Genomic DNA, 21,488 nt, shown 5'->3' on the forward strand with positions numbered 1-21,488 from the left:
GCCATAAAAAATATGAATTTATTTCCTGATTTTTCCAATTACGGCTATCAAGTTGTCCGCGAACTCGGACATAATCGCGCCGGAGGTCGAGTTACTTACCTTGCCACTGAAATCAACACGGGTCGTTCTGTCGTAGTCAAACAATTTCAGTTTGCTCACACCAGCGTTAGTTGGTCAGACTATCAGGCGTATGAGCAAGAAATTCAAGTCTTGCGCTCCCTCAACCATCCTCGTATTCCTCGTTATCTGGATTCCTTTCAAACATCAGTAGGTTTCTGCATGGTGCAGGAATACAAGGATGCGCCTTCATTGGCAACCCAGCGAACGTGGAAACCGCAACAAGTTAAACAGATTGCCATCTTAGTTCTGGAAATTATCCAATACTTGCAATCACAAATCCCCCCAGTCATTCACCGAGATTTGAAACCGGAAAATATCTTAGTGGATGAGCAAATGAATGTTTATCTAGTGGACTTTGGTTTTGCCCGGACTGGCGGCGGCGAAGTGGCTGTAAGCAGTGTAGTCAAAGGAACATTAGGATTTATGCCGCCTGAACAAATGTTTAACCGCCAGCTTACTGTTGCTTCTGACTTGTATAGTCTCGGTGCAACACTAATTTGTTTGCTCACTGATACCGCTTCTACAGAAGTTTGCAGCTTGATGGATGAAGCCAGTCGGGTTAATTTTAAACAGCGAGTTCCTTACCTCAGTCAAGATTTTATCAATTGGCTGCAAAAAATGGTAGAACCCAATTTTAAAGACCGTTATCCCTCAGCTAAGGTGGCTTTAGATGCTCTTGTCCCTCTAGATGTACTGCACCCAATTAAAATTCCTAAACTTGTCTGGAGGGCAGGTTTAGTGGGTGCTAGTGTTGCCATATTGCTGCCAATTCTCATCAACGTCATGCTACCCAAATTCGCTTTCCATACTAGCCTGCAAGTGACCACAGAACCCAACTCAAACGAAAATTTCAAACGTCTCTCAATCACTGCTAAACGGATTTATTTTTCAGTGAGTTTAGGAAATCTGCAAGAATTAGAATACAATAGCAGTTGTCAGATGTTTAACCAGGAAGGCAGATTGGTTGCGATGGGACAATCAAGACTCAAAGCCTCATCAGAGGGATTGAAGGCTTGGTGCTGGTACGATTTTAAAGACGCTGACCAACCGGGAAATTGGACATTTAAATTTTCTATTGATGGTCAAACCGTAGCGCAAAGAGGTTTAGTTGTTTTACCTTAAGTGGAGTGGCACTGAAAATTTGCATTATGATATGAGATCGCCAAAACCATTGCTTGATATACCGTAGGGTGGGTAGTATCCACCATTTTAGCTGTGCCACGCCACTACTGTATATTAAGCTGAAGTTCCCCTTTGAAAAATCGCTACATCGTATGCGTATCCATGCTTATGGCGATTTAAATTTGGGCTTCACTCGCTGGGAGGACAGTGTATTTTACCGTTAGTGAGTGTGGGGAGAGTGGTAGGAAGTGCATTATAATTAACAGCACACACCGTAGCCAAGGTTGTCATTTTATCAGTTCCTTCAACTTGGCTAGTAAATACTGCACCAAGATAATGTTTAAGTTCGGGATGTTGAGTTTGAGCAATGGCAATAACGCTCTGCTGAAAAATTTGCGTTGAATTACTGGCTGTATTCAAAGCTTGAACAGGTAGCATTGGTGATAAAGTTTGGTAGTAATACGGTTCTGTTTCTGTGGTGATTTTGACATCCAATTCAGCAATTGAATTGGCAAAATAACCTGATTTGAGATAATAAGATTGCTGCGCTCGATTGATTTTTTCAATAGTCGTTTTTGCTTTTGCCTGATAATAAGCTTGCAGCGGTTGCTCAGTTGTGTCAATATTGATTTTTGCTTCTTTCTGTTGGGGAAGGCTACAGAACAAAAACCAACCATTACATTGGAAGTTGTAATTGGGCAACATCAAGGCGGTTATCACGCAACTGTAAAGAAAAATTCGCACCAGCCACCCCGACATGGTAAAACCATGCTTTTGATTAAAAGCTGTTGGGGATGGTGAATTTTTAGTCATTTTTCCCTACCCTCCTGTGGCTAATACCTAAACCTGTAATATAGCAACCGCCACAATGGTTAGGACACTAAACGTGCATCGACACAATAAGCGGCATTCATCTGATGTCCTAATGATCCTGGCGACTGCTATAGTTATAGCGCTTCGCGCTGGTCTAGTTACACTTTGTTTGTACGAACATCTCATCTGGACTCAGCTTCAGGTACGGGAGTTGTAAATACACGCCTAGCGATTTGCTATAGCGCTCACCGTCTCAAAATAAGGAGGGCGACGCGACTAATCGCGAAAACTTTCACGGTGAGGTAGTGCGAGAGTTGTTAAGCCAAAGTCATTACCCAGTAAGAGTCAGATGGTGAAAGTCAATCCGCGTGCGATCGCGAAAAAAAGCGGGTCTTCCGGACAAGCGTGTGCTCAACTATCAGTTTTAATAAGCCAAACACCTTACCACACAAGAGCTGTAGCTTTTAACTGCCTCAAAAGTTTCTTGAAATCCAGTCTTCTATCGCTTGACCGGGTGGTAGACTGGTCAGATAGAGTCGGGCAGTGTAGTGACTAATTTCTAATGCCGCCGGTCCGATCGCCCGTTGTGGGTTACGAAAGGATTCCCTGGTATCATAGTCTACAATCATCCGGCTGACGCGATCGCTCTTGCTCCCAATAATTGCCTGCTCACGACTCACGTCACGACTAGCCACCCCGTAAGGGGTTTGTGGACGATTTTATCTGAGGTGATCATCCCCGGTGCTGTACTCTGGGCTAATCCTGATTTCGATAACAGGTTAGCGGTGATCAATCCACTACTGGTTAAGGCTGAGGTAACCAGAAAGCGGCAACGGTTGATTAGCTGATTTTTCCGTGCCATAGATAAAAATGATGCCCCAAATGTAAACAGTAGAGCAAATAATTCAATTAAACCTCAGCGTTGATGACTAGACAAAACAGACAAAAGTCTTTGGTCATCAGAGGTTCAGCTTGTTTGCGCCGTTGGTAAATTTACGCTTGAATGTCCTGATGTTAAGCGCTTTTTTGTTAGAGAGTGAGTATCGCCTCTATAATTAACATGGTAGGCATCTGGCTCCCCGGAGTCAGGTGAGCTGACTCTAACGTGCAGTGTTTCCAGAAACGTGTCGGGTAAGCCAGAGTTAAAAGACCTCAAGCTGATCGAACGACAGTTATCGGTCAAGGTTATTTTTGAAAAGAAACAAGAATAGCTGATTCGTCGGTAAACTTCCTGTCGGTGAATTAGCGACTATCTTGGAAAAAATAAACAATGAACTCAGGTTCGATTGCCAGATAAAGAATAAGACAAGTTAGTGGGGTGCTGTTTTCAATGCGATAGTTAATTAGACTTGTCTAAAAATTAGTCAAACACCCTTTGAATCGTGGGTTGACGTGTAATTTCTGGACGTGTCTAGTGATGAAGAAAAATTCAACAGGGGCGCTGACAAAAACGATGGTGTCGGGTTCTCAAGACGCTTGGGACAATAAACCTCTAGGCGGACGCTATCACGTTATCGAAAAGCTAGGGGTCGGAGGGTTTGGTCAAACCTTCTTGGCGCGGGATATGCATTTGCCCGGTCATCCCCAATGCGTGGTTAAAAAATTAAAACCTCAAGTGAGCGATGATGATGAGGAGGGGCTGCAAACGGCGAGACGCCTCTTCCAAACGGAAGCTCAAGTCCTCTATCGACTGGGTAATCATGAGCAGATTCCCCGGCTTTTGGCTCATTTTGAGGAAAATCACGAATTTTATCTGGCTCAGGAATATATTCAAGGACAACCCTTGAGTAAAGAGATAGACTCTCATCTGACGTGGGCACAGGAAAAAGTGCTATCCCTCCTGCAAGATATGTTGCAGGTACTAGCATTTGTCCATCAACAAAATGTGATCCACCGGGATATCAAGCCAGCCAATTTGATTCGCCGCGCTGAGGATGGCAGAATTGTGCTGATTGATTTTGGTGCGGTTAAACAGGTTAGATGTGAGTCGCTGAATCCGGAAACGGGGTTGACCAATGTGACGATTTCTATCGGCACTAAGGGATATATGCCCAATGAACAACTGGCAGGAAAACCTCGCTATAGTAGTGATGTTTATGCGGTGGGAATTATTGGGATTCAATTATTAACGGGAATTCATCCCAAACATATTAAAGAAGACTCCGATACGGGTGAACTCAACTGGCGCAAATATGCCAAGCAGATTAGTCCAGAATTTGGGGAAATTTTGGATAAGATGGTGCGCTATGATTTTCGCGATCGCTATGCAACCGCAGAAGAAACCCTGTTAGCATTCCAGAGTTTACCCGCGCCATTATTGGAGTCGGCGTCACCCCCCCAACCGTTAGTCCCTGAGTGTGAATTGCCGCCCCTGGTTGATCCCCAAGCGCCGACGGATCAGGAGAGTCAAAATTTAGCCGCTGATTCCGCCGAGACTCAGGCTTGGGAGGCGACACCAACTGAATCAACGCTGATTGAAGTCGAGGAGTCGAATAGCGAATCATCTTCGAGTCAAACCCAAGACACCGGACGCACCCAAACCTCTCAACCCCATTTGGGACGAAATGATGCTACCGTATCCCTGAGCCAACCCCAGGACTTGGAACCAACCGCAACGGTGTCAACAACCAGTAGAAGCCACGGATTTCGGCAATGGTTGATGCAGCCCTGGACAATTGCCACGATTGCGATCGCGGTTAGTTCTATGGTTACCGTCACCCTGATTCTACTCCCCTCTCAATTGAATCATCAGTCTCAAATTGAGGATGTCCCCGCTGAAAGCCCCAGCCCAACTCCCACCCCCACTCCTTCTCCCTCCCCAACCCCCGAACCCACGGCTGAATCCTTGCTCGCCGAAGCCGAAGATTTAAGACAAGCCGGAGAATACGAGAAAGCGATCCTAGTTTATGATCAGGCGATCGAACTGCAATCCGACTTAGCGCCTGCCTATTGGGGACGGTGCTACAGTCTCAACCAACTGGGACAACCTGAACAAGCCCTAGTCGCCTGTAATGACGCCCTTGCCTACAAATCCGATTATGCCGACGCCTTAGTCAGCAAAGCCGATGCCTTACGCCAACAAAACCAGATCATAGACGCCCTCCAACTGTATGGACGGGTAACGAAATACTATCCCGATTATGCCCGAGGGTGGATTCGCTATGGCATCGCCCTGCAAGGGGTGGGACGTTCCGCTGAGGCGGTTCAAGCGTTAGATAAAGCGATTGAACTGGATCGGAACTCCGCCGATGCTTGGGCAACTCGCGGTGAGGCGCTAATGGCGTTAGGGCGCACCACGGAAGCGATTCCGTCTCTGGATAAAGCCCTGCAACTGGAACCGGATCATGAAAAAGCTGCTAACCTGCGTGAAAAGGCGAGGGAAAGACTAGGGCGTTAGGGTAGTAAGGGATGGGGAAACCATGTAGAGACGTGCCATGGCACGTCTGGGAGTCAGATGTAGGGGCGGGTTTAGGGATAACATGAATTGACCAACCTCAAACTGCACAACAAAACCCGCCCTAATCCCAACCTAGATGTAGGGGCAGATTTAGGGATAACATGAATAGACTCATCTTAAAGGGGACAACAAAATCCACCTACTGATCAGACTGACAGCGCAGCAGATAGAGTTGAGCAACGGTATCGGTTGGATTAATCTTCACCACTTCAGCAAAGTGTTGAGCGGCTTGTTGTATTTGTTGCTGATAGTACAAAAACACTCCCTGTTCAAACATTGTCTTCGTCATTAACTTACTCTGTTTGATCTGAGGCTCATCGCTGTCAAAGACTTCAAAAACTGCCACAGCTTTTGATTTTCCCTTGACTTTTACCTGCTCAATAAAACGAATATGATACTCGGTGGGGTTTTGTAAACGTGCAAATGTGTAATGGGTCATTAACAGGCATACGCCATACTTTTTGGTTAGATTTTCCAGCCGAGAGGCTAAATTTACATGATCACTAATGACAGTAGTATCCATGCGGTATCGTCCGCCAACGGTTCCCAGCATTAAAGAACCTGTGTTAATGCCGATGCCAATTTCCAGGGGTAGATATCCCGAATTCACCCGATTTTGATTATACTTAGCTAACCGTTGTAACATAGAAATTCCAGCGCGGAGGGCATCATCGGCACTGCCACTAAATAACGCCATAATCCCATCCCCCATGTATTTATCAATAAATCCCTGATGCTCAATAATCGCGGGTTCCATCTGGGAGAGATAAGCGTTAATAAACTTAAAATTATCCTCAGGCGTCATCGTTTCAGACAGGGTAGTAAAGTCGCGGATATCGGAAAATAAAACCGACATCTCCTGTTCTACTTCATCGCCTAATTGGATATCAATAATACTGTCTTTCTCTAAAAGCTGGAGAAATTGACGGGGGACAAAGCGGGATAAGGCTTCGTTGAGTTGAATCAGTTCCGCTTCAACTTTTTGGCGCAAGTGCAGTTCCCGATAGACATCGCTAATATCTCGACCTTCAACAATTAGATATTCAACAATACCGCTGTCATTAAAAATTGGCTTCATTGAAAAATCAATCGTCGCAGTACGTTTGTCAGCGCCCAAGATATCGATTTCATAGCGGATAAATTCACCGCCAACCGCTTTTTCAAACGACACTTTAACCTGAGCTTGGGTATCGGGAGAAACTGTCCACCAGTAACAGTCCCAGAATGGCTTGCCCACCACGTCTTCTAACTGCAATCCGCTAAAATCTAAGGCGGTTTGGTTGGTTTCTAAGAGAATACCCTCAACCGAGAGCATTCCAGTAAACTGAAAGGTATGATTGAAAATTGCCCGAAATTTGCGTTCACTAGCACTGAGTAACTTAACCGATTCAGCTAACTCCTGATTCAAACGCTGGAGTTCGATATTTTTTTGAGCGAGTTGTTTATCTTGAAGATAACTATTTACGGCTTCTACAACTGTTAATCTTAGGTCTTCCGTTTCCCAAGGTTTAGCAATATAACGATATAATTTTGCATACTTAATTGCCCGTCCCACTGCTTCCAGATCCGCTTGTCCAGTCAGCATAATCTTGAGGGTTTTGGGAGAAATGACATGAACGTGCTTTAACAGCTCATCTCCCTTCATATCTGGCATAATATGGTCGGAAATAATTAAAGGAACTTCATAACCATCCTCTAACAATTCTTCAATTAACTCTAAGGCTTCTTCTCCACCTTCAGCAATTTCAATCAGATACTCGTTACTTATCGCCTCTTGAAGTTCTGTCCTGAGGCTTTTGAGTATATTGGCTTCATCATCAACACAGATAATGACTGGTTTTTTGTTTATCATTGGTCATTAATTGTTTGTTATTGGTCATACTCGCTTTCATCTAGAAGCAAGCTATGTCCTTTTTCCTTGGTAAGGGGTTGAGGACTATTTACAAAAACTAATACAATATTATTGGCTTTTGTCCGACTACTTAGTTGACTATTATAGGGTTAATATTCTAGTATAAGCGTGCTTGGCAAAAAATATATTTATCGTTATAAACAGATAAACTAATGGGATTTCATGTCTAACCTTATTTCTATAGAGAATTCAGTCTTACCGCTAGAATTCAAGAGGAATAAAAACACTAAATTTCGTTCGACCAGGTTGACTTTCTACAGTTATGTTACCCAAATGTTTTTCAATGATTTTTTTGACAATATCCAGTCCTAAGCCACTCCCTTCTCCAGCCGGTTTAGTTGTGAAAAATGGCTCAAATATTTTCCCTTGGATTTCTTCGGGTATGCCACAACCACTATCGATAATGCTAATCTTCACTTGCTGGTTCTCTGGCGTGACATCAATCGTTAAGGAACCCCGGTTATCCATCGCTTGTAAGGCATTATGGATTAGATTTATCCACACCTGATTTAGTTCATCGGGATAACAGGATACAGGTGGAATTTCGGTGTAGTTTCGGATCACTTTAACTCCTTGTTTGAGTTGATTTTGATAGAGGGTTAAAACTGTTTCAATTCCCTCAGTAATATTGACTGTTATCTTTTCTCCAGACTGGTCATAACGAGAATAGGTTTTCAGCGCAAATACTACTTTCGCGGCTCGTTCTGTGGAGGTATTAATGGTAGCGGTACCTCGTTTGAGTTCGGAAAGTTTATAGGCGAGTTCTAAGATTTGCAAACTGTCCGGTCTTTTTAGCAGAGGGATAAAGGGTTCAATCTCGTCAGAAATCCCCATAATCACCAGCCTCTCGGCAATACTATCGGCATCAGCAATATCCAAGTTTTCCAGTTCCCGTCTTAAGGCTCTCTTAAATTTCCGCTCTTCTTTCGTAGAGAAAATTGATTGGTGTTGTAGTGAGCGTTGTAGTAAAGCCAGGAAAATAGCTGAGTCTTCTGTAGAGAGGGATTGAAACAGTGTGGGTAAGTGATTTAAGGTTTGGTCTAGGAATTTGGCAAAAGTTCCGGCAGAGGAACGAATAGCTCCTAGAGGCGTATTAATTTCATGGGCAACGCCTGCAATGAGTTGACCCAAAGCTGACATTTTTTCTTTTTGAATGAGTTCATCTTGAGTTGTTTTGAGTTCTTCGAGGGCTTGGGCGAGTTCCTGGGTTCGTTCAGCAACCTGAGTTTCTAATGTGCGATTGTAGTCCGCTAAAAGCTTCTCGGCTTCTTTGCGTTTGGTAATGTCTTGAAAAGCAGCAATCGCATAAATAATTTTACCCTGTTCATCGAAGATAGGTGTTGTGGAAACTTCTAAGGGAAGGATTTTATCGGGTTGATGTATTTCTAAATCATCAAGATAAACCGTTTTTCCTTGTAACGCATTAACAATAGGCAAAGATTCTATCGGGTAAAGTTTATTGGTATTGGCTTTATAAATTTTATACGCTTGACTGAGTTCCTCTTTTTTAGCTTCTAAATGAGAAGTAATCCCTAATAATTTTCGTCCAGTCTGGTTCAAATAGCAGATCTGACCATTAGTTTCATGAACAGTAACACCTACAGGTATAGCTTCTAGGAATTGTCTTAACCGATTTTCGTTTTCTTCTAAGGTTTGAAAATAGATTTGTAATTGAGAAGCCATTTTATTAAAAGAACGTGCCAATTGTCCGAGTTCATCTTCTCGGTTAACGGTGACAGTTTTGTCAAATTCTCCTTGAGCAATTTTTTGGGAAATTTGGTTAAGTTCGATGATCGGTTTTGTTACCCAAAGTGTGGAGATAAATCCAATCACTGTTGCCACTATTAAGGCTAATATACAAAGGAAAATCGTTTGACGTTTGCTCGCATTGATTTCTTTTAAGAAATCAGACTCAGCGACAACGACTACAACAAACCAGTTCAATCCAAATTTATCTCTATAAGGACTGACTTGTAGGAAATATTTTTGATTGTCAATCACTATAGCTTTAACAATTAAACCATTGATGGTGTTATTGCCATTTAATAAATTATTGGAAATATATAAAGCCGTTTTTCGAGTTATTGCATCTTGACTATGAATAGCCAACACTCTTTCTAATTGGTCTTGGTCAGCTTTTGCCAACTCTTCTAAAGTAGAGGTAGCAACCAAATACCCTGATTCATCAACAATAAAACTTTGACCAGTCTGTCCAATTTTTAATTGTTGTAAAAAGTCACTAATAGCCGTCAAATAAAAACTACTATTAATAACGCCTTGAAGATTACCCTGAGCATCATAAACGGGTTGTACGGCTGCTAAGGTTAAACCTTTTGTATCTAATTGAGGGAAAATATCACTCCAAACTTCTGTTTTTGCTTCTACTGGTTTTGTATACCAAGGTCTAATCGTTGGATTATAATCTTTACTAATATTGATAGGCTTGATATATTTTCCTGTTTTAGTCACCTCATAAGTGTGTAAATTATAATTAGTGGCAGTATTTGATTTCATAACCACTAATTGTTCATTAGCCCGTAATTCCACTCCAATAAAGTCCTTGGATTGACTACCAAATACTATGCTGGTAACATTATCAAAAATTTGCAATTGCTGCAAAAAATATCGCTCTATTTTCTGAGTGTTTTCTAAATCAAAAGCTTGTAAATTTAACAAGGTTTTATTGGCTTGATTTATTTTATGAGGCAAGGTCAAGTGATTTGAGATATTGTCTTTAATATGATCATTGCTTTTTTCTATTAATTGATTAGCTAAATTGTTAACTGATTTTTGTCCATTTTTAAAAGACAAATAACCAACCAATCCTACTGCACCAATAATTTGGAGTACAAAGGGTACAATAAGAACTATCCGTAAAGGGAGTTTATTAATAATAGAACCATAGCTCATAGCTCATTTTTCGCTGGTTAATTTTATCCTGACAATCTTGTTACTAAAGTTGGGCTAAACCTGATTTGAGAATTTCTATTAATTCAGGTTCAGACCAAGGTTTAAATAAGCAGCAATGGAGGTTTGCTTCTTCTTTTGCTCGTTGAATGGCTGCTTCATCAGCTTGACCCGTGAGCATAATTTTAATGACCTTAGGAAATTGCTGATGCACTTTGATCAGAAACTCATCTCCCTTCATCCCAGGCATTAACCAATCCGAGACAATAAGAATAATTGGCATTTCATCCTCAATGAGTTCATCAATTACTTCTAAAGCCTCATCAGCATCTTCCGCCACTTCATAAGCGTAGGCATTGCCAAATGCCTCCATGAGTTGCGTTCTTAGACTCTGCAAAATGTCTTTTTCGTCGTCAACACATAAAATAATGGGTTTAGCCATTTGTCATTCGTCCTTAGTTATTGGTCATTAGTTCTTAGTATCAGTCGTAGGTTACTGCTAAGACTGAATTGGCAGAAAAACATTGAATGTTGTCCGACCAAGCTGGCTTTCTACAGTCATGTGACCAGAATGTTTGTCAATGATTTTTTTTACAATATCCAATCCCAATCCGCTGCCTTCTCCAGCCGGTTTAGTGGTAAAAAATGGTTCAAATATTTTCGATTTAATTTCTTCGGGTATCCCAGAGCCACTATCGGTAATACTAATTTTAGCCTCCTGGCTCACTTGAGTAACATCAATCGTTAACGTGCCTCGGTTATCCATCGCTTGTAAGGCATTATGGATAAGATTTGTCCACACCTGATTTAGTTCATCGGCATAACAGGATACGGGAGGAATGTCGGTATAGTTTCGGATTACTTTAACTCCTTGTTTTAGTTGATTGTGATAGAGGGTTAAAACCGTTTCAATCCCATCAGTCAGATTTACTATTATCTTTTCTTCCGCTTGATCATAGCGGGAATAGGTTTTCAAAGCAAACACTACTTTCGATGCTCGATCTGTGGAAGTATTAATCGTAGCTGTGCCTCGTTTAAGTTCAGACAGTTTATAGGCAATTTCTAAGATTTGAAAACTATCCGATCTTTGTAACAAGGGTATCAAGCTGGCAATTTCATCCGTAATTCCCATGATCACTAGCCTCTCGGCAATGATATCAGCATCATGAATGTCTGAGTTTTCCAGTTCGCGTCTTAAGGCTCTTTTAAATTTACGCTCTTCTTTCGTGGAAAATGTTGATTGGTGTTGCAGTGAGCGTTGGAGTAAGGCTAAGAAACTGGCTGAGTCTTCTGTTGAGAGGGATTGAAACAGTGTAGGTAACTGTTCTAAGGTTTGGTCTAGGAATTTGGCAATATTTCCGGCAGAGGAGCGAATGGCTCCTAGGGGGGTGTTGATTTCATGGGCAATCCCTGCAATTAACTGTCCCAAAGCTGCCATTTTTTCTTTTTGTATCAGTTCATCTTGGATGGTTTTAACTTCTTCAAGTGCTTGGGCGAGTGCTTGGGTGCGTTCGGTGACTTTTTGTTCAAGGCTGTTGTAGAGTTTAGCATTATCAATGGCGATCGCAGCTTGCCCGGATAAGAGTTGTATGACTTCTAATCTATCAGGAGTAAAAGCGCCTGTGGTGAGATTATTTTCCAGATACACAATACCACTGAGTTGACCTTGATTGATTAGTGGCGCACATAAAATGGATTTGGTTTGATTCACTTTTATATACGGGTCATTAGTAAATTTTCCCTGTTGTGCAGCTTCCTTCTCAACAATAGTTTCTTTAGTACGGGTGACATAGTGAATAATAGATGTGGGTAAATGTTTCTCAATAGGAATAGACGGTAAAACTGTAACGTTGCCAGAATCCACATTGCCAGACGCTTCAATTACCCATTCTCCTGTTTTATTTAAAAGAATAAATCCGGTTTGCGCCCCAGCATTTTCAATAATAACTTTCATTAAGTTGCTGAGTAATTTATCTAGCATAGTTTTGCCGGAAATGGCGGGTGATGCTTTCATGACGTTGGCTAAATCTAAGGATGTGTGGGGCTGAATTTATTATCCTGATAGTGACATAAAGATCACAGATTTGCACCTATAAAACCTGTGATGCTTTAGATAAGTGGGGTTGCAGCTATAAAGAGAGTTAGCAAAATCTTGTGACTCAGATTACTGTCACTGGCGCAATCGTGATGTTCATCGACACCCTGTCAAAATTCACGTTGCTGCCGATATGTCCCTGACGTTTTATTGGGTATTATATAAAATTTCAACATTATTTTACTCTGATTATAACGATAATTTAAAAAACTAATAGTAATACAACAATATTACTCTGAAATACAGGGCTTGCTGTTAGGCTAACCTTGAACCTCAGACTCCGCACGTTAAATCGTAGTAAGCTGTCATGCCTTTAAATTGGGTATTAGTAGCGAGCAAGATGCAAAGCCTGCGGCATGGCTTCGCTAAACGCACTACAAGGATTTCGCCATTATTGATATTAAGGTTTAAATGCCGAACAGCTTATGCCAAGTCGTACCCAAATTCTGGGTAGCTCGGTGAACGTTTTACCTATATAGCACGACGGGATACGGAAAGGACATCAGTTACAGCGTTTTCAGACTCGATGTGATACACCCAAACAATAGCAGCACAGAGCTGTCCTAGAGTTGCTGTACTACACCGTGTTAGAAAGTGCTGTAGTCCAAGAGGGAATAGGGAACAGTACAGAATGTCCACGCCCTGTCTTAGTACTACTATATTTCAGTGTTTGTGTTCGCCAAGCTACCCGATCGCCGTAATCATTACACATTAAATCGTGAATGGCAAAATAAGGGGAGCCTTCTTTGGTTAGACTAGGGTGTGGATTGGGATGTCTCAGAGGCTTGAATCTCCTGTGCTACGGTGACTAACACCGCATCATGAATCGCCCCGTTACTGGCAATAATCCCCTGATTGTTGAACAGCTTAGTTCCACAGGCAAAGTCTAAGGGTTTACCATACATATCGGTGACTCGTCCCCCAGCTTCTTCCAAGATAACCACACCAGCCGCATGATCCCATATATTTTGCCGTTTTGAGGACTCCAGGGGAAACGGTAAGCGGATGTAGAGATCGGCTTCACCTCGTGCAATAATGCCGTATTTGACCATGGAATCAATCTGGAGGGAGGGGGTTGTAAAACCTAGGGATTGAGTGATAGCCACTTCCAATTCGGGGTTCCCATGAGACGATTCTACACTTTTGACTAATCGAAGCGACTCAATGCGATCGCATTCATTGACACGGATCGTCTGAGGTTGACCTCCGGCGAGGGGGATTAGGGTTGTCCCTTGTCCTTTTACACCGACAAACAGAACGCCGCGATCGCCATCCGGTTGATGGGGATGAATGGGAAGCGCCGGACATCCTAACACCCCCAGTTTCACCTCACCGTCTTCAATTAAGGCTAAGGCGATCGCATAATTGTCACCCCGAACATAGCCTTTTGTCCCATCAATCGGATCAAGCGTCCAATAGCGATCTGCGACTTGACCCGTACCCCGATCAATCCAGGTGATAATGGTTTCCGGTGTCGCCTCAGCAATCTGAGACTTAACATAATGCGTCACCCCTGTCAACTGTTGGGTCATCGCTGGTTGTCGCAACAAGCTAGAGTTTTCCTCTCCCACGATGGAATCACCGGGAAACGCCTCGGCTAATACCCGACATATAACCGCTTGTGTGCCAAAATCAGCCACAGTCACCGGAGAGCGATCGGGTTTGGTTAGGGTTAAGGAACCCTCTTCCTGACGCACTTGTTCACATAATTGAGCCGCAGCCGTTACAGCTTGGATGGCAACCTGTTTTTCTCGCTGGTAGGACATGGTTTATGCTGAGATCCTATCTTGACCCCGTTAGTATAGAGGTTGTTCGCTCTAAATAGGTTAAGGAGAATGTCGCTGACCTTAAGAAGAATGTCACTGACTTAAGCGTTTGTAGTGAGCGATGCGAGCGCTTGAGGCACTAAAGTGCCGACTACGAACTCATATTATTTCAGGGCTATTCACCTTAAGAAGCCTGCCAATAAATTTCTTATCTTGGAGCTAAAGCAAGCATCGAGCTTACTAAGTAAGCCTTTGACCCCGTTAAAACGGGTTTAAGCTTTTAGCCCCAACTTTAGTTGAGGGCTTTAGTTGAGGGCTTAAATTGTCTCTGATTGTTCCATTCCCTGAGCATCTTGACTAGAACTATCAGAATCAGCATCGGTATTAGCAGCGATCGCCAAAGTATTCTGGGATTTTTTTTCGTTCAAAGGATTGGAGAAAAAATCTCCCGTCTGAGGCGGTAACGTGGGGTCAAGTACAATTTCCGCTAAACTTTTCACCACACCCGTCACCGGAATCGCCAGAATGACGCCCAAGATTCCGCCAATTTTAGCCCCCAATAACAGAGACGTTAGAATGATCACGGGCGATAAACCTGTTAAGTTGCCCATAATTCGGGGAGCAATTAAATTATCTTTGATCTGTTGCAAGGCGACAGATACTCCCAAGACTTCCAAGGCTAGCCACCAATCAATAAAGGCGACAACAATGACTACGGTAGCAATTCCCAGAGTGGCACCAACAAAGGGAATAATCTCCATAAAGCCGATAAAAACAGCAAACAGCAGAAAAAACGGCACTTGTAATAAACGGAAGCCCAAGGTTAATGTTGTTGCCATAAATAACCCCAGTAAGAGTTGACCCGATACAAACCGCTGAAGATTTCGTCGCAGTGCTTGAGTTAATCCATAACGGATTTTGGCAGAGACAATACTGGTAATACCGCGCCATAGTCGTTCACCATCAATAAGCATATAAAACGAAAGGACGAGGACTAAAATGAAGTCGATAAACCAGCTAAATGTCCCCACAACTAAGCCCAAACCAGTTGACGCGATCGCTTCGGCTTTAGCTTGAATACGTGCTAACATTTGAGACCCTAAAATTCGCACATCAAAGGGCAAATTATGTTCCACACTCCAGGCTTGAAAGTCCACCAATTGCTGTTGACCTTGTTCGAGTAATTCGGGGAACCGAGTCACTAATTGCCGTCCTTGATTAAATACGGGTGGTGCTAGGGTGAGGGCAATGAAGACAACAAAAACCGCCGCGACTAAATAAACCAAAATCGCCGCCACTGTTCGAGGTAAGAAGGGTCGCAGTACCCGAACGGCATAGTTGAGCAAAAATGCAATTAGAGATGCCGTGAGCAAAATACTAATGATTTCGCCCACATAACTCAACGCACTCAGCGTGACCCAACCTGTTACTAACACCAGCAACCATGTGATTAGAACTTTTTGAATGGGTGAAAATATAGAATTCATCGCAGTTTTCTGGTTAGCAAAACCTGGCATCCATTTTAAAGAGTTTAACGTCAGATGATAGAATTGCAAACGGGTACACATTTGTGGGTGTCATGACCCCAATACCTTAGTTCCAGTGGTTAGGAACTTAAGCGGGTCAACAAGACTTTCGGTTTCCCGCCAGCCGCGTTCTCTCCCTAAGGTGAATGTGGGATAGTTGACTATCATCACGTCGCCATTGAGTCAAATAAGACCCCAAGCTTAGGGTAGCAGGTTAGCGATCAACTTTCAGGTCTAACTGGAGTTCATAACTTTCCTGGTGCTTTATGAGAGATTTTCTCACCTCATGAGATTGTCAACGACTCTAGGTTGAGAGATAATTAAGTGAAGAAATGTGGGGAAGGTTTGCTCCATTTATAACTTAAGCAGGTCATGCTTAAGATGGATGATTTTAGGAGTAGATTGTGATGGACGTTTTAAAGCAAAATTATTGGGCGGCATAGAACCAAGTTTAATGATCTCGAAAATCGCGGTTATTTGCTCCAAGGGATAATTTATTTGTTACCCTAATCAATAGATGCAGTTGGATAGAGCGGCTTGACTATAGCGACTAGTACCCCTAGGCGGAAGTCAGGAGTCATGTATAGACGCAATATCTGGCGTCTGTCAAACTTCTGTTGTCATGCCTAGGTACAACTGATTTCAAGGGTTGGTAAAGTTACGCCATGCTGTGCTAAGGAACAAAAGAGTGCCATTGATACTGAATCGGCTTAAATCTCTAATGAGTTGAGGACTGAATTAAGTCTATGCTATAAATAGAGTCTTTGAAATCTTATTGGGTGGAGTAAATCGAGTAGAATGAAACAAGTGGGAACTCATCTGGTCGTTGACGCATGGGAAGCGCCTGAAGACCTTCTCAATGATCCTGAGGGAATTCGCCGCGCCTTAATTGATGCGATTTCTGTTGGAGAAGGCACTCTAATTGATTTATGTGTACACCAGTTTAGTCCCCACGGAGTCACGGCGACAGCGACATTGGCGGAGTCTCATATTGCCATCCATACCTGGCCCGAACATGGTTATTTTGCCGCTGATTTATTTTTTTGCGGGTGCGGTAAGCCAAAGGAAGCCATGAAACTGCTACAAACAGCGCTCCAAGCTAAGCAGGTACGAATGAGAGAAATTGTACGCGGTTTTGAGAATATGCCGGACATTCAGGAGCGAATTGAAGAGTCAGTCTATCAGATGGTGAGTTGATATCCTCCCCCACTAAGCCCTAATTAGGTATAGTGGGGGATTACGAGGTTAGGTAAAGTCACCCGGGAGAAAAAAACCATGTTCGAGACAATTATTGTGTTTGTCTTGGGTTTGACCCCCCCACTGCTTTCGATATGGGTGATGCATAGAGCAAAGGAACAAGCGCAAATCCGGTTAAGAAACTCGATTCAAGCATCAACAACGGCTAGGGTACTGCCAAGAAATCCATTACCGCCTGATCAGTATTATCTGGAAGGGGTTGGTTATTTAATTGGTGATATTACCTGTCGATTTAATGCTCGTTCGGCTTATATCCGCTGTGCGGTTAATCCGTTAGGTCCTTGTGATAACTGTTGCGATTACCAACCCAGGGAATCTTAAATCAATGTTTCTCTCGAAAGTAAGCGGTAGCCAATTGAGTGATGCCTTGAATTTCACTTAAATCAGGACTCTGAATTTGACTATCCATTCCTAGCCAGAGCAGATATTCAATATTACCCGCAGGACCCGTAATAGGTGACCAGGTTAAGCCTTGATAGACCCAACCTAAATTCTGGGCAGCTGGTAAAATTTGGGCGATCGCGCCAGCCTGATCCTTAGAATCGCGCACTACGCCCTTTTTGCCAACCCGTTCTCGTCCCACTTCAAACTGTGGCTTCACCAGTAACACCACCTCACGCGGCGCTTGTAGCAGGTTCCACAAGGCTTCTAGGATTTTTGTCAGGGAAATAAACGACACATCGACAACCCCTAAATCTGGATAAATCTCCTCCTTATCCTCCTCGTCTATTCCGAGGGGTTCTCCATATAAATCAGCAGGTTGTAAATAGCGTAAATTTGTGCGTTCCTTCAAAATCACCCGGTCATCATTTTGCAATGTCCACGCAACTTGTCCATACCCTACATCAACACCGTAAACCCGTTTTGCCCCCTTTTGCAGTAAGCAGTCGGTAAAGCCTCCCGTGGAAATACCGCCATCTAAGCAAATACGTCCGGCTACCGCTATACCAAATTCGTCTAAGGCTTTGACTAACTTTTCCCCACCTCTAGAAACATAAGGGGATTTTTGATTAATTTTAATCTCGGCGGTTGTCTCTATTTCAGTTCCCGGTTTATCAACAAGCTGCTGATTAACCCGCACTTCTCCCGCCAGAATCAGCCGTTGTGCCTGTTGTCGGGATTCGCATAAGTTAAGGTCTACTAATAAGGTATCTAGTCGTTGTTTCAAAGTAAGGGTTTGAGGCTTGTTAACATTTATTAGTATAGTGTAAAAGATTGATGTCCAGGTATAGCAGTGAACAGTTAACAGTTAACAGTTAGCAGTGAAAATACTTACTAAATCCGGTTTTATAGAATGGTGATATAACCGTTCCTCATTCCCCAGATCCAAAGCACTGGTCGCTTCGTCCAGAATAGCGTACTTGGGTTGGTTCAGCAGCAACCGGAAGTCAGTGCTCTGGGATACCTCATTGCATAAGTCCCTGACAGTGAGAGATACAACCCAGTATTAGATATCGATCTGCTGCTGTCAGGTGAGCTATGCATCCAACTAACGATCCTTCTGCTTATTCCACAACCCACTCTCCTTGTACCTCTGTTCCCCTTGATTTGTTCAAAAGTGGACAGTTGCTGGCGATTAAACCTGACTGTCGGGGAGGCTTAATTATCCAAAAACGGTTTTATGCTGATTTTGTCGGTCCCGGTGCTGCTGTGGGAAGTAGTTTTGATGTTGATTGTACGTCAGTGTATGCCATTGGGGCGGTTGAATTTTATGCACCTGCCACATACACTGAACGCCAGCAAGCGTTTCAGAAACGCCGGGAATATTGCGAAACGTTACAATCAATTGTGGTCAGACCTGCTCCCCTCGATCGCGCCACGACCATCTTGCATCAATTATCTCTCTGGTTGGATGCTAATCTGATTGCCGAAATTCCCTCGGCTTGGATTGCCGAGTTAGCCGGAGTGTTGACAAAGACTATAATGATTATTCGCCAACCACGTCCAACTAATCCGGCGGAAAGATTAAATATTCATTAAATTTCTCAGCCAGATTATTTAATTTAACCCAAAAGTATGAGGTAGATTGATCCATTCCAAGTGATCATGGCATCGTTACCGTAGTTTGGGAGTTTCGCAATGCCTGGATTTTCTGTAAGTTGTACCCTCTCCGAATTAATTTCTTTAATTTTTTGTGCTGTTGTTGGCACGGGAATAATATTTATGGGATACTTTTTGGCATTATCTGTCGTCTAAGGGAACAATCTCACCCATTCCGGTGGGATGGTGTTGTTCTCAAGGGTTAACTATGAGTCGTCGGTCAAGTTCTTATGCGGTTATCGTCACACTGACGGTTATAACTGTACTGTCTGTTATCGTAACCAATGTGCCGCGATCGCTCTCTGTATCCCCCAATCCTGGCAATGCTACTCTCATCGCCGCTACGCCGACTCAACCATGGCAAGATGCCAAGTTATTGCGTAATATTAAGGGACATGCAGACGCCGTAGGTGCGATCGCAATTAGCCAAGATGGACAATTCCTCGCCACGGGTAGTGATGATCAAACGATTAAATTCTGGAACCTAAATACAGGTCAACTATTGCGGACACTTTCTGGACATTCGGATCAAGTTACTGCTCTCGCCATTAGTCCAGATGGAGAAAAATTGGTGAGTGGAGGGGGTATTGAGGACGGTTCCATTAAACTCTGGAATCTGAAAACAGGGGAATTAATTAAGACTTTTCAGAAGAAAGAAGGGATGATTCCATCCCTGGCAATTAGTCCAGACGGACAAATTCTAGCTAGCGGAAGAAGAGGAGAGGGTTTAGGTTTTGTATCAGAAATTGCCCTCTGGAATTTAAAAACAGGCGAACAACTGCTTCAATTTGAGATTGAAAATTTAACCCTGTCTCTTGCGTTTAGTCCCAATGGAGAACTCCTTGCCAGTGGTTCTGAGGACGGTACCATTCATCTATGGAATTGGCAGAGTGGCGAAATCCTGCATATTCTCCAGCATCCTCAGTCTTTAAGGGCTTTGGCGTTTAATCAGGATGGAAAAGTTCTGGTGAGTGAGAGTTTTGCCGAAACCGTTAATGTTTGGAATCCCGAAACTGGGGAATTAGTTTCGACACCAGTGGAAAATCCTAAACCTGTGTTTGTCAATGCCTTGGCGCTGCATCCGTCGGGTAACATTTTAGCCAGTGCCTTAGGTCCTTATGGCAGATTAGGGTTATGGAATCTGGAATCTGGTGAGTTGATGACGATGTTGGAAGGGTTTTCGGGTTCGATTTTCTCCCTCGGCTTTAGTCATGATGGACAGATATTGGTGAGTGGAAGTAATGATGGCGCGATCGCGATTTGGGGAATAGGCGATCAGTAGGAGTTGGGTTCCAACATTCCTGAATCGTGCTAGTGCAAGAAGGCAGAAATAACTGAACAGCTAATATCTCCCCCCGCTTCCCCTGCTGCCTCTGCTCCCCCTGCTTCATCGTATCTACGAAGTTGCTCAAGTATTTTTGCCAAGCTGCACTAGCGATCGCACTCAAACAGCTTGGTTGATTTGGCGTGTATCGAATTATTATGATGGTAAAGACTTTAAGCAACGTGTTATGGCAATCAAATACCGAATCGAGCAAAATCATCCGCCTCGTTCTCCTAGAGAAAGCTTGCCTACCATGTACGATTTACCGAGTGAAAATCCGGAGGAACCTGGTTTGCCTGACGAATTTCATGATCTTCAACCCGAACTATTGCGCGTAACGTTTCATCCGGCTAACTACCCACCTGAGCAAATATTTTGCGGTAGTGATATGAACCTTTACTACGATGCGCGTCACCATTATTGGTATAAACGACCCGATTGGTTTGGTGTGGTGGGCGTATCAAGACTTTATGATCAGGAGGATTTACGGTTAAGTTATGTGATTTGGCAAGAAATGGTGCGTCCGACAGTGGTGGTGGAATTATTGTCACCGGGGACGGAAAAAGAAGATTTAGGTAGAAGTACACGCCTGAGTAGTGAACCCCCGACAAAATGGGAAGTCTACGAGCAAATTTTAAATGTCCCCTATTATGTGGTGTTTGACCGCTATACGGATCGATTAAGAGGGTTTGCACTTACGGCTGGTTTTTACCAAGAGTTGGAGTTAACCGAACCGAGGATTTGGATACCCCAATTGGAATTAGGTTTGGGATTGTGGTCGGGAGAGTACGAAGGGATTAATCGTCTATGGTTACGTTGGTACGATGCTGAAGGGAATTGGATTCTCACCCCAACTGAACGGGAAGCGATCGCCCAAGAACAACTGCAAGCTGAACGACAACGCGCTGAAGCCGAACGAGTGCGATCGCAGCGTCTTGAAGAACTGTTGCGTTCCCACGGGATCGATCCAAATAGTTGATGTGACATCCTCCCACACTAACCCTAAAAGGGTATAGTGTGGGCTTCCTTTGTCGTAGTCAAAAGGCTACGCTTGGGGCGTTTTATAGTGGGGAATATGCCCAGCCCCACTCTCTTGATATTGATCGCCGCGTTCCAATCTCTGTCTAGAATCAATCCACACAAACACTC

General features: G+C 43.3%; 17 protein-coding genes and 1 pseudogene. 7 read left to right on the forward strand and 11 right to left on the reverse strand.

The window, feature by feature from the left end:
* Positions 1-12 precede the first annotated feature (12 nt).
* Positions 13-1,242 carry a serine/threonine protein kinase gene (locus RH949_RS04820; RefSeq protein WP_446352100.1) on the forward strand — a complete coding sequence of 410 codons (1,230 nt, stop codon included), beginning with the start codon at positions 13-15 and terminating at the stop codon, positions 1,240-1,242.
* A gap of 189 nt (positions 1,243-1,431) precedes the next feature.
* Here the strand turns inward: RH949_RS04820 and RH949_RS04825 are convergent, their stop codons facing one another.
* The 3 genes from RH949_RS04825 to RH949_RS04835 all read right to left on the reverse strand — a co-directional run bounded on the left by RH949_RS04825 (position 1,432) and on the right by RH949_RS04835 (position 2,917).
* Positions 1,432-2,055, reverse strand: a complete 624-nt coding sequence (locus RH949_RS04825) for a type IV pilin-like G/H family protein (protein WP_446352101.1) — start codon at positions 2,053-2,055, stop codon at positions 1,432-1,434.
* A gap of 473 nt (positions 2,056-2,528) precedes the next feature.
* The gene (locus tag RH949_RS04830; protein WP_446352102.1) at positions 2,529-2,750 is read right to left on the reverse strand and encodes a hypothetical protein; all 222 of its coding nucleotides are present in this window, start codon (positions 2,748-2,750) and stop codon (positions 2,529-2,531) included.
* On the reverse strand, positions 2,732-2,917 hold the full coding sequence (locus RH949_RS04835; protein WP_446352103.1) for a hypothetical protein: 186 nt from the start codon (positions 2,915-2,917) through the stop codon (positions 2,732-2,734). Before RH949_RS04835 ends, RH949_RS04830 begins: the two co-directional genes overlap by 19 nt.
* A gap of 555 nt (positions 2,918-3,472) precedes the next feature.
* Between RH949_RS04835 and RH949_RS04840 the strand changes: the two genes are divergently transcribed.
* The gene (locus RH949_RS04840) at positions 3,473-5,452 is read left to right on the forward strand and encodes a protein kinase domain-containing protein (RefSeq protein WP_446352104.1); all 1,980 of its coding nucleotides are present in this window, start codon (positions 3,473-3,475) and stop codon (positions 5,450-5,452) included.
* A 199-nt stretch (positions 5,453-5,651) separates the two neighbouring features.
* Here the strand turns inward: RH949_RS04840 and RH949_RS04845 are convergent, their stop codons facing one another.
* The 6 genes from RH949_RS04845 to RH949_RS04870 form a co-directional block, all read right to left on the reverse strand.
* On the reverse strand, positions 5,652-7,364 hold the full coding sequence (locus RH949_RS04845; RefSeq protein ID WP_446352105.1) for an adenylate/guanylate cyclase domain-containing protein: 1,713 nt from the start codon (positions 7,362-7,364) through the stop codon (positions 5,652-5,654).
* 261 nt (positions 7,365-7,625) lie between these two features.
* Positions 7,626-10,334, reverse strand: a complete 2,709-nt coding sequence (locus RH949_RS04850; RefSeq protein WP_446352106.1) for an ATP-binding protein — start codon at positions 10,332-10,334, stop codon at positions 7,626-7,628.
* Between the two features lie 43 nt (positions 10,335-10,377).
* On the reverse strand, positions 10,378-10,773 hold the full coding sequence (locus RH949_RS04855; protein WP_446352107.1) for a response regulator: 396 nt from the start codon (positions 10,771-10,773) through the stop codon (positions 10,378-10,380).
* Between the two features lie 57 nt (positions 10,774-10,830).
* Positions 10,831-12,345 (reverse strand): GAF domain-containing sensor histidine kinase, encoded by a 1,515-nt coding sequence (locus tag RH949_RS04860; protein WP_446352108.1) that lies wholly within the window; start codon positions 12,343-12,345, stop codon positions 10,831-10,833.
* An 836-nt stretch (positions 12,346-13,181) separates the two neighbouring features.
* Positions 13,182-14,192 carry a 3'(2'),5'-bisphosphate nucleotidase gene (locus tag RH949_RS04865; protein ID WP_446352109.1) on the reverse strand — a complete coding sequence of 337 codons (1,011 nt, stop codon included), beginning with the start codon at positions 14,190-14,192 and terminating at the stop codon, positions 13,182-13,184.
* 317 nt (positions 14,193-14,509) lie between these two features.
* The gene (locus tag RH949_RS04870) at positions 14,510-15,679 is read right to left on the reverse strand and encodes an AI-2E family transporter (RefSeq protein WP_006098674.1); all 1,170 of its coding nucleotides are present in this window, start codon (positions 15,677-15,679) and stop codon (positions 14,510-14,512) included.
* A gap of 837 nt (positions 15,680-16,516) precedes the next feature.
* Here RH949_RS04870 and speD point away from each other — a divergent pair.
* Both speD and RH949_RS04880 read left to right on the forward strand, forming a co-directional pair.
* Positions 16,517-16,915: an adenosylmethionine decarboxylase gene (gene speD, locus RH949_RS04875; protein WP_006098518.1), complete on the forward strand. Its 399-nt coding sequence runs from the start codon at positions 16,517-16,519 to the stop codon at positions 16,913-16,915.
* A gap of 78 nt (positions 16,916-16,993) precedes the next feature.
* Positions 16,994-17,296: a DUF6464 family protein gene (locus RH949_RS04880; RefSeq protein ID WP_044204624.1), complete on the forward strand. Its 303-nt coding sequence runs from the start codon at positions 16,994-16,996 to the stop codon at positions 17,294-17,296.
* A 1-nt stretch (position 17,297) separates the two neighbouring features.
* On the opposite strand, the gene RH949_RS04885 is transcribed toward RH949_RS04880, so the two are convergent.
* Positions 17,298-18,143 carry a TlyA family RNA methyltransferase gene (locus RH949_RS04885; RefSeq protein ID WP_446352110.1) on the reverse strand — a complete coding sequence of 282 codons (846 nt, stop codon included), beginning with the start codon at positions 18,141-18,143 and terminating at the stop codon, positions 17,298-17,300.
* A 311-nt stretch (positions 18,144-18,454) separates the two neighbouring features.
* Here RH949_RS04885 and RH949_RS04890 point away from each other — a divergent pair, with 311 nt between their 5' ends.
* The 3 genes from RH949_RS04890 to RH949_RS04900 all read left to right on the forward strand — a co-directional run bounded on the left by RH949_RS04890 (position 18,455) and on the right by RH949_RS04900 (position 21,318).
* Complete coding sequence (locus RH949_RS04890) at positions 18,455-18,955, forward strand: hypothetical protein (protein WP_006098466.1); 501 nt, start codon at positions 18,455-18,457, stop codon at positions 18,953-18,955.
* 268 nt (positions 18,956-19,223) lie between these two features.
* The gene (locus RH949_RS04895) at positions 19,224-20,297 is read left to right on the forward strand and encodes a WD40 repeat domain-containing protein (protein WP_052307414.1); all 1,074 of its coding nucleotides are present in this window, start codon (positions 19,224-19,226) and stop codon (positions 20,295-20,297) included.
* A gap of 229 nt (positions 20,298-20,526) precedes the next feature.
* A complete protein-coding gene (locus RH949_RS04900) occupies positions 20,527-21,318 on the forward strand; it encodes a Uma2 family endonuclease (RefSeq protein ID WP_044204622.1) in 792 nt (263 codons plus the stop codon).
* A 23-nt stretch (positions 21,319-21,341) separates the two neighbouring features.
* Here the strand turns inward: RH949_RS04900 and RH949_RS04905 are convergent.
* A pseudogene (locus tag RH949_RS04905) lies at positions 21,342-21,488 on the reverse strand (RNA-guided endonuclease InsQ/TnpB family protein); the annotation flags it as partial.

The organism is Coleofasciculus sp. A1-SPW-01 (assembly GCF_040217205.1).
Classification (GTDB): domain Bacteria; phylum Cyanobacteriota; class Cyanobacteriia; order Cyanobacteriales; family Coleofasciculaceae; genus Coleofasciculus; species Coleofasciculus chthonoplastes_A.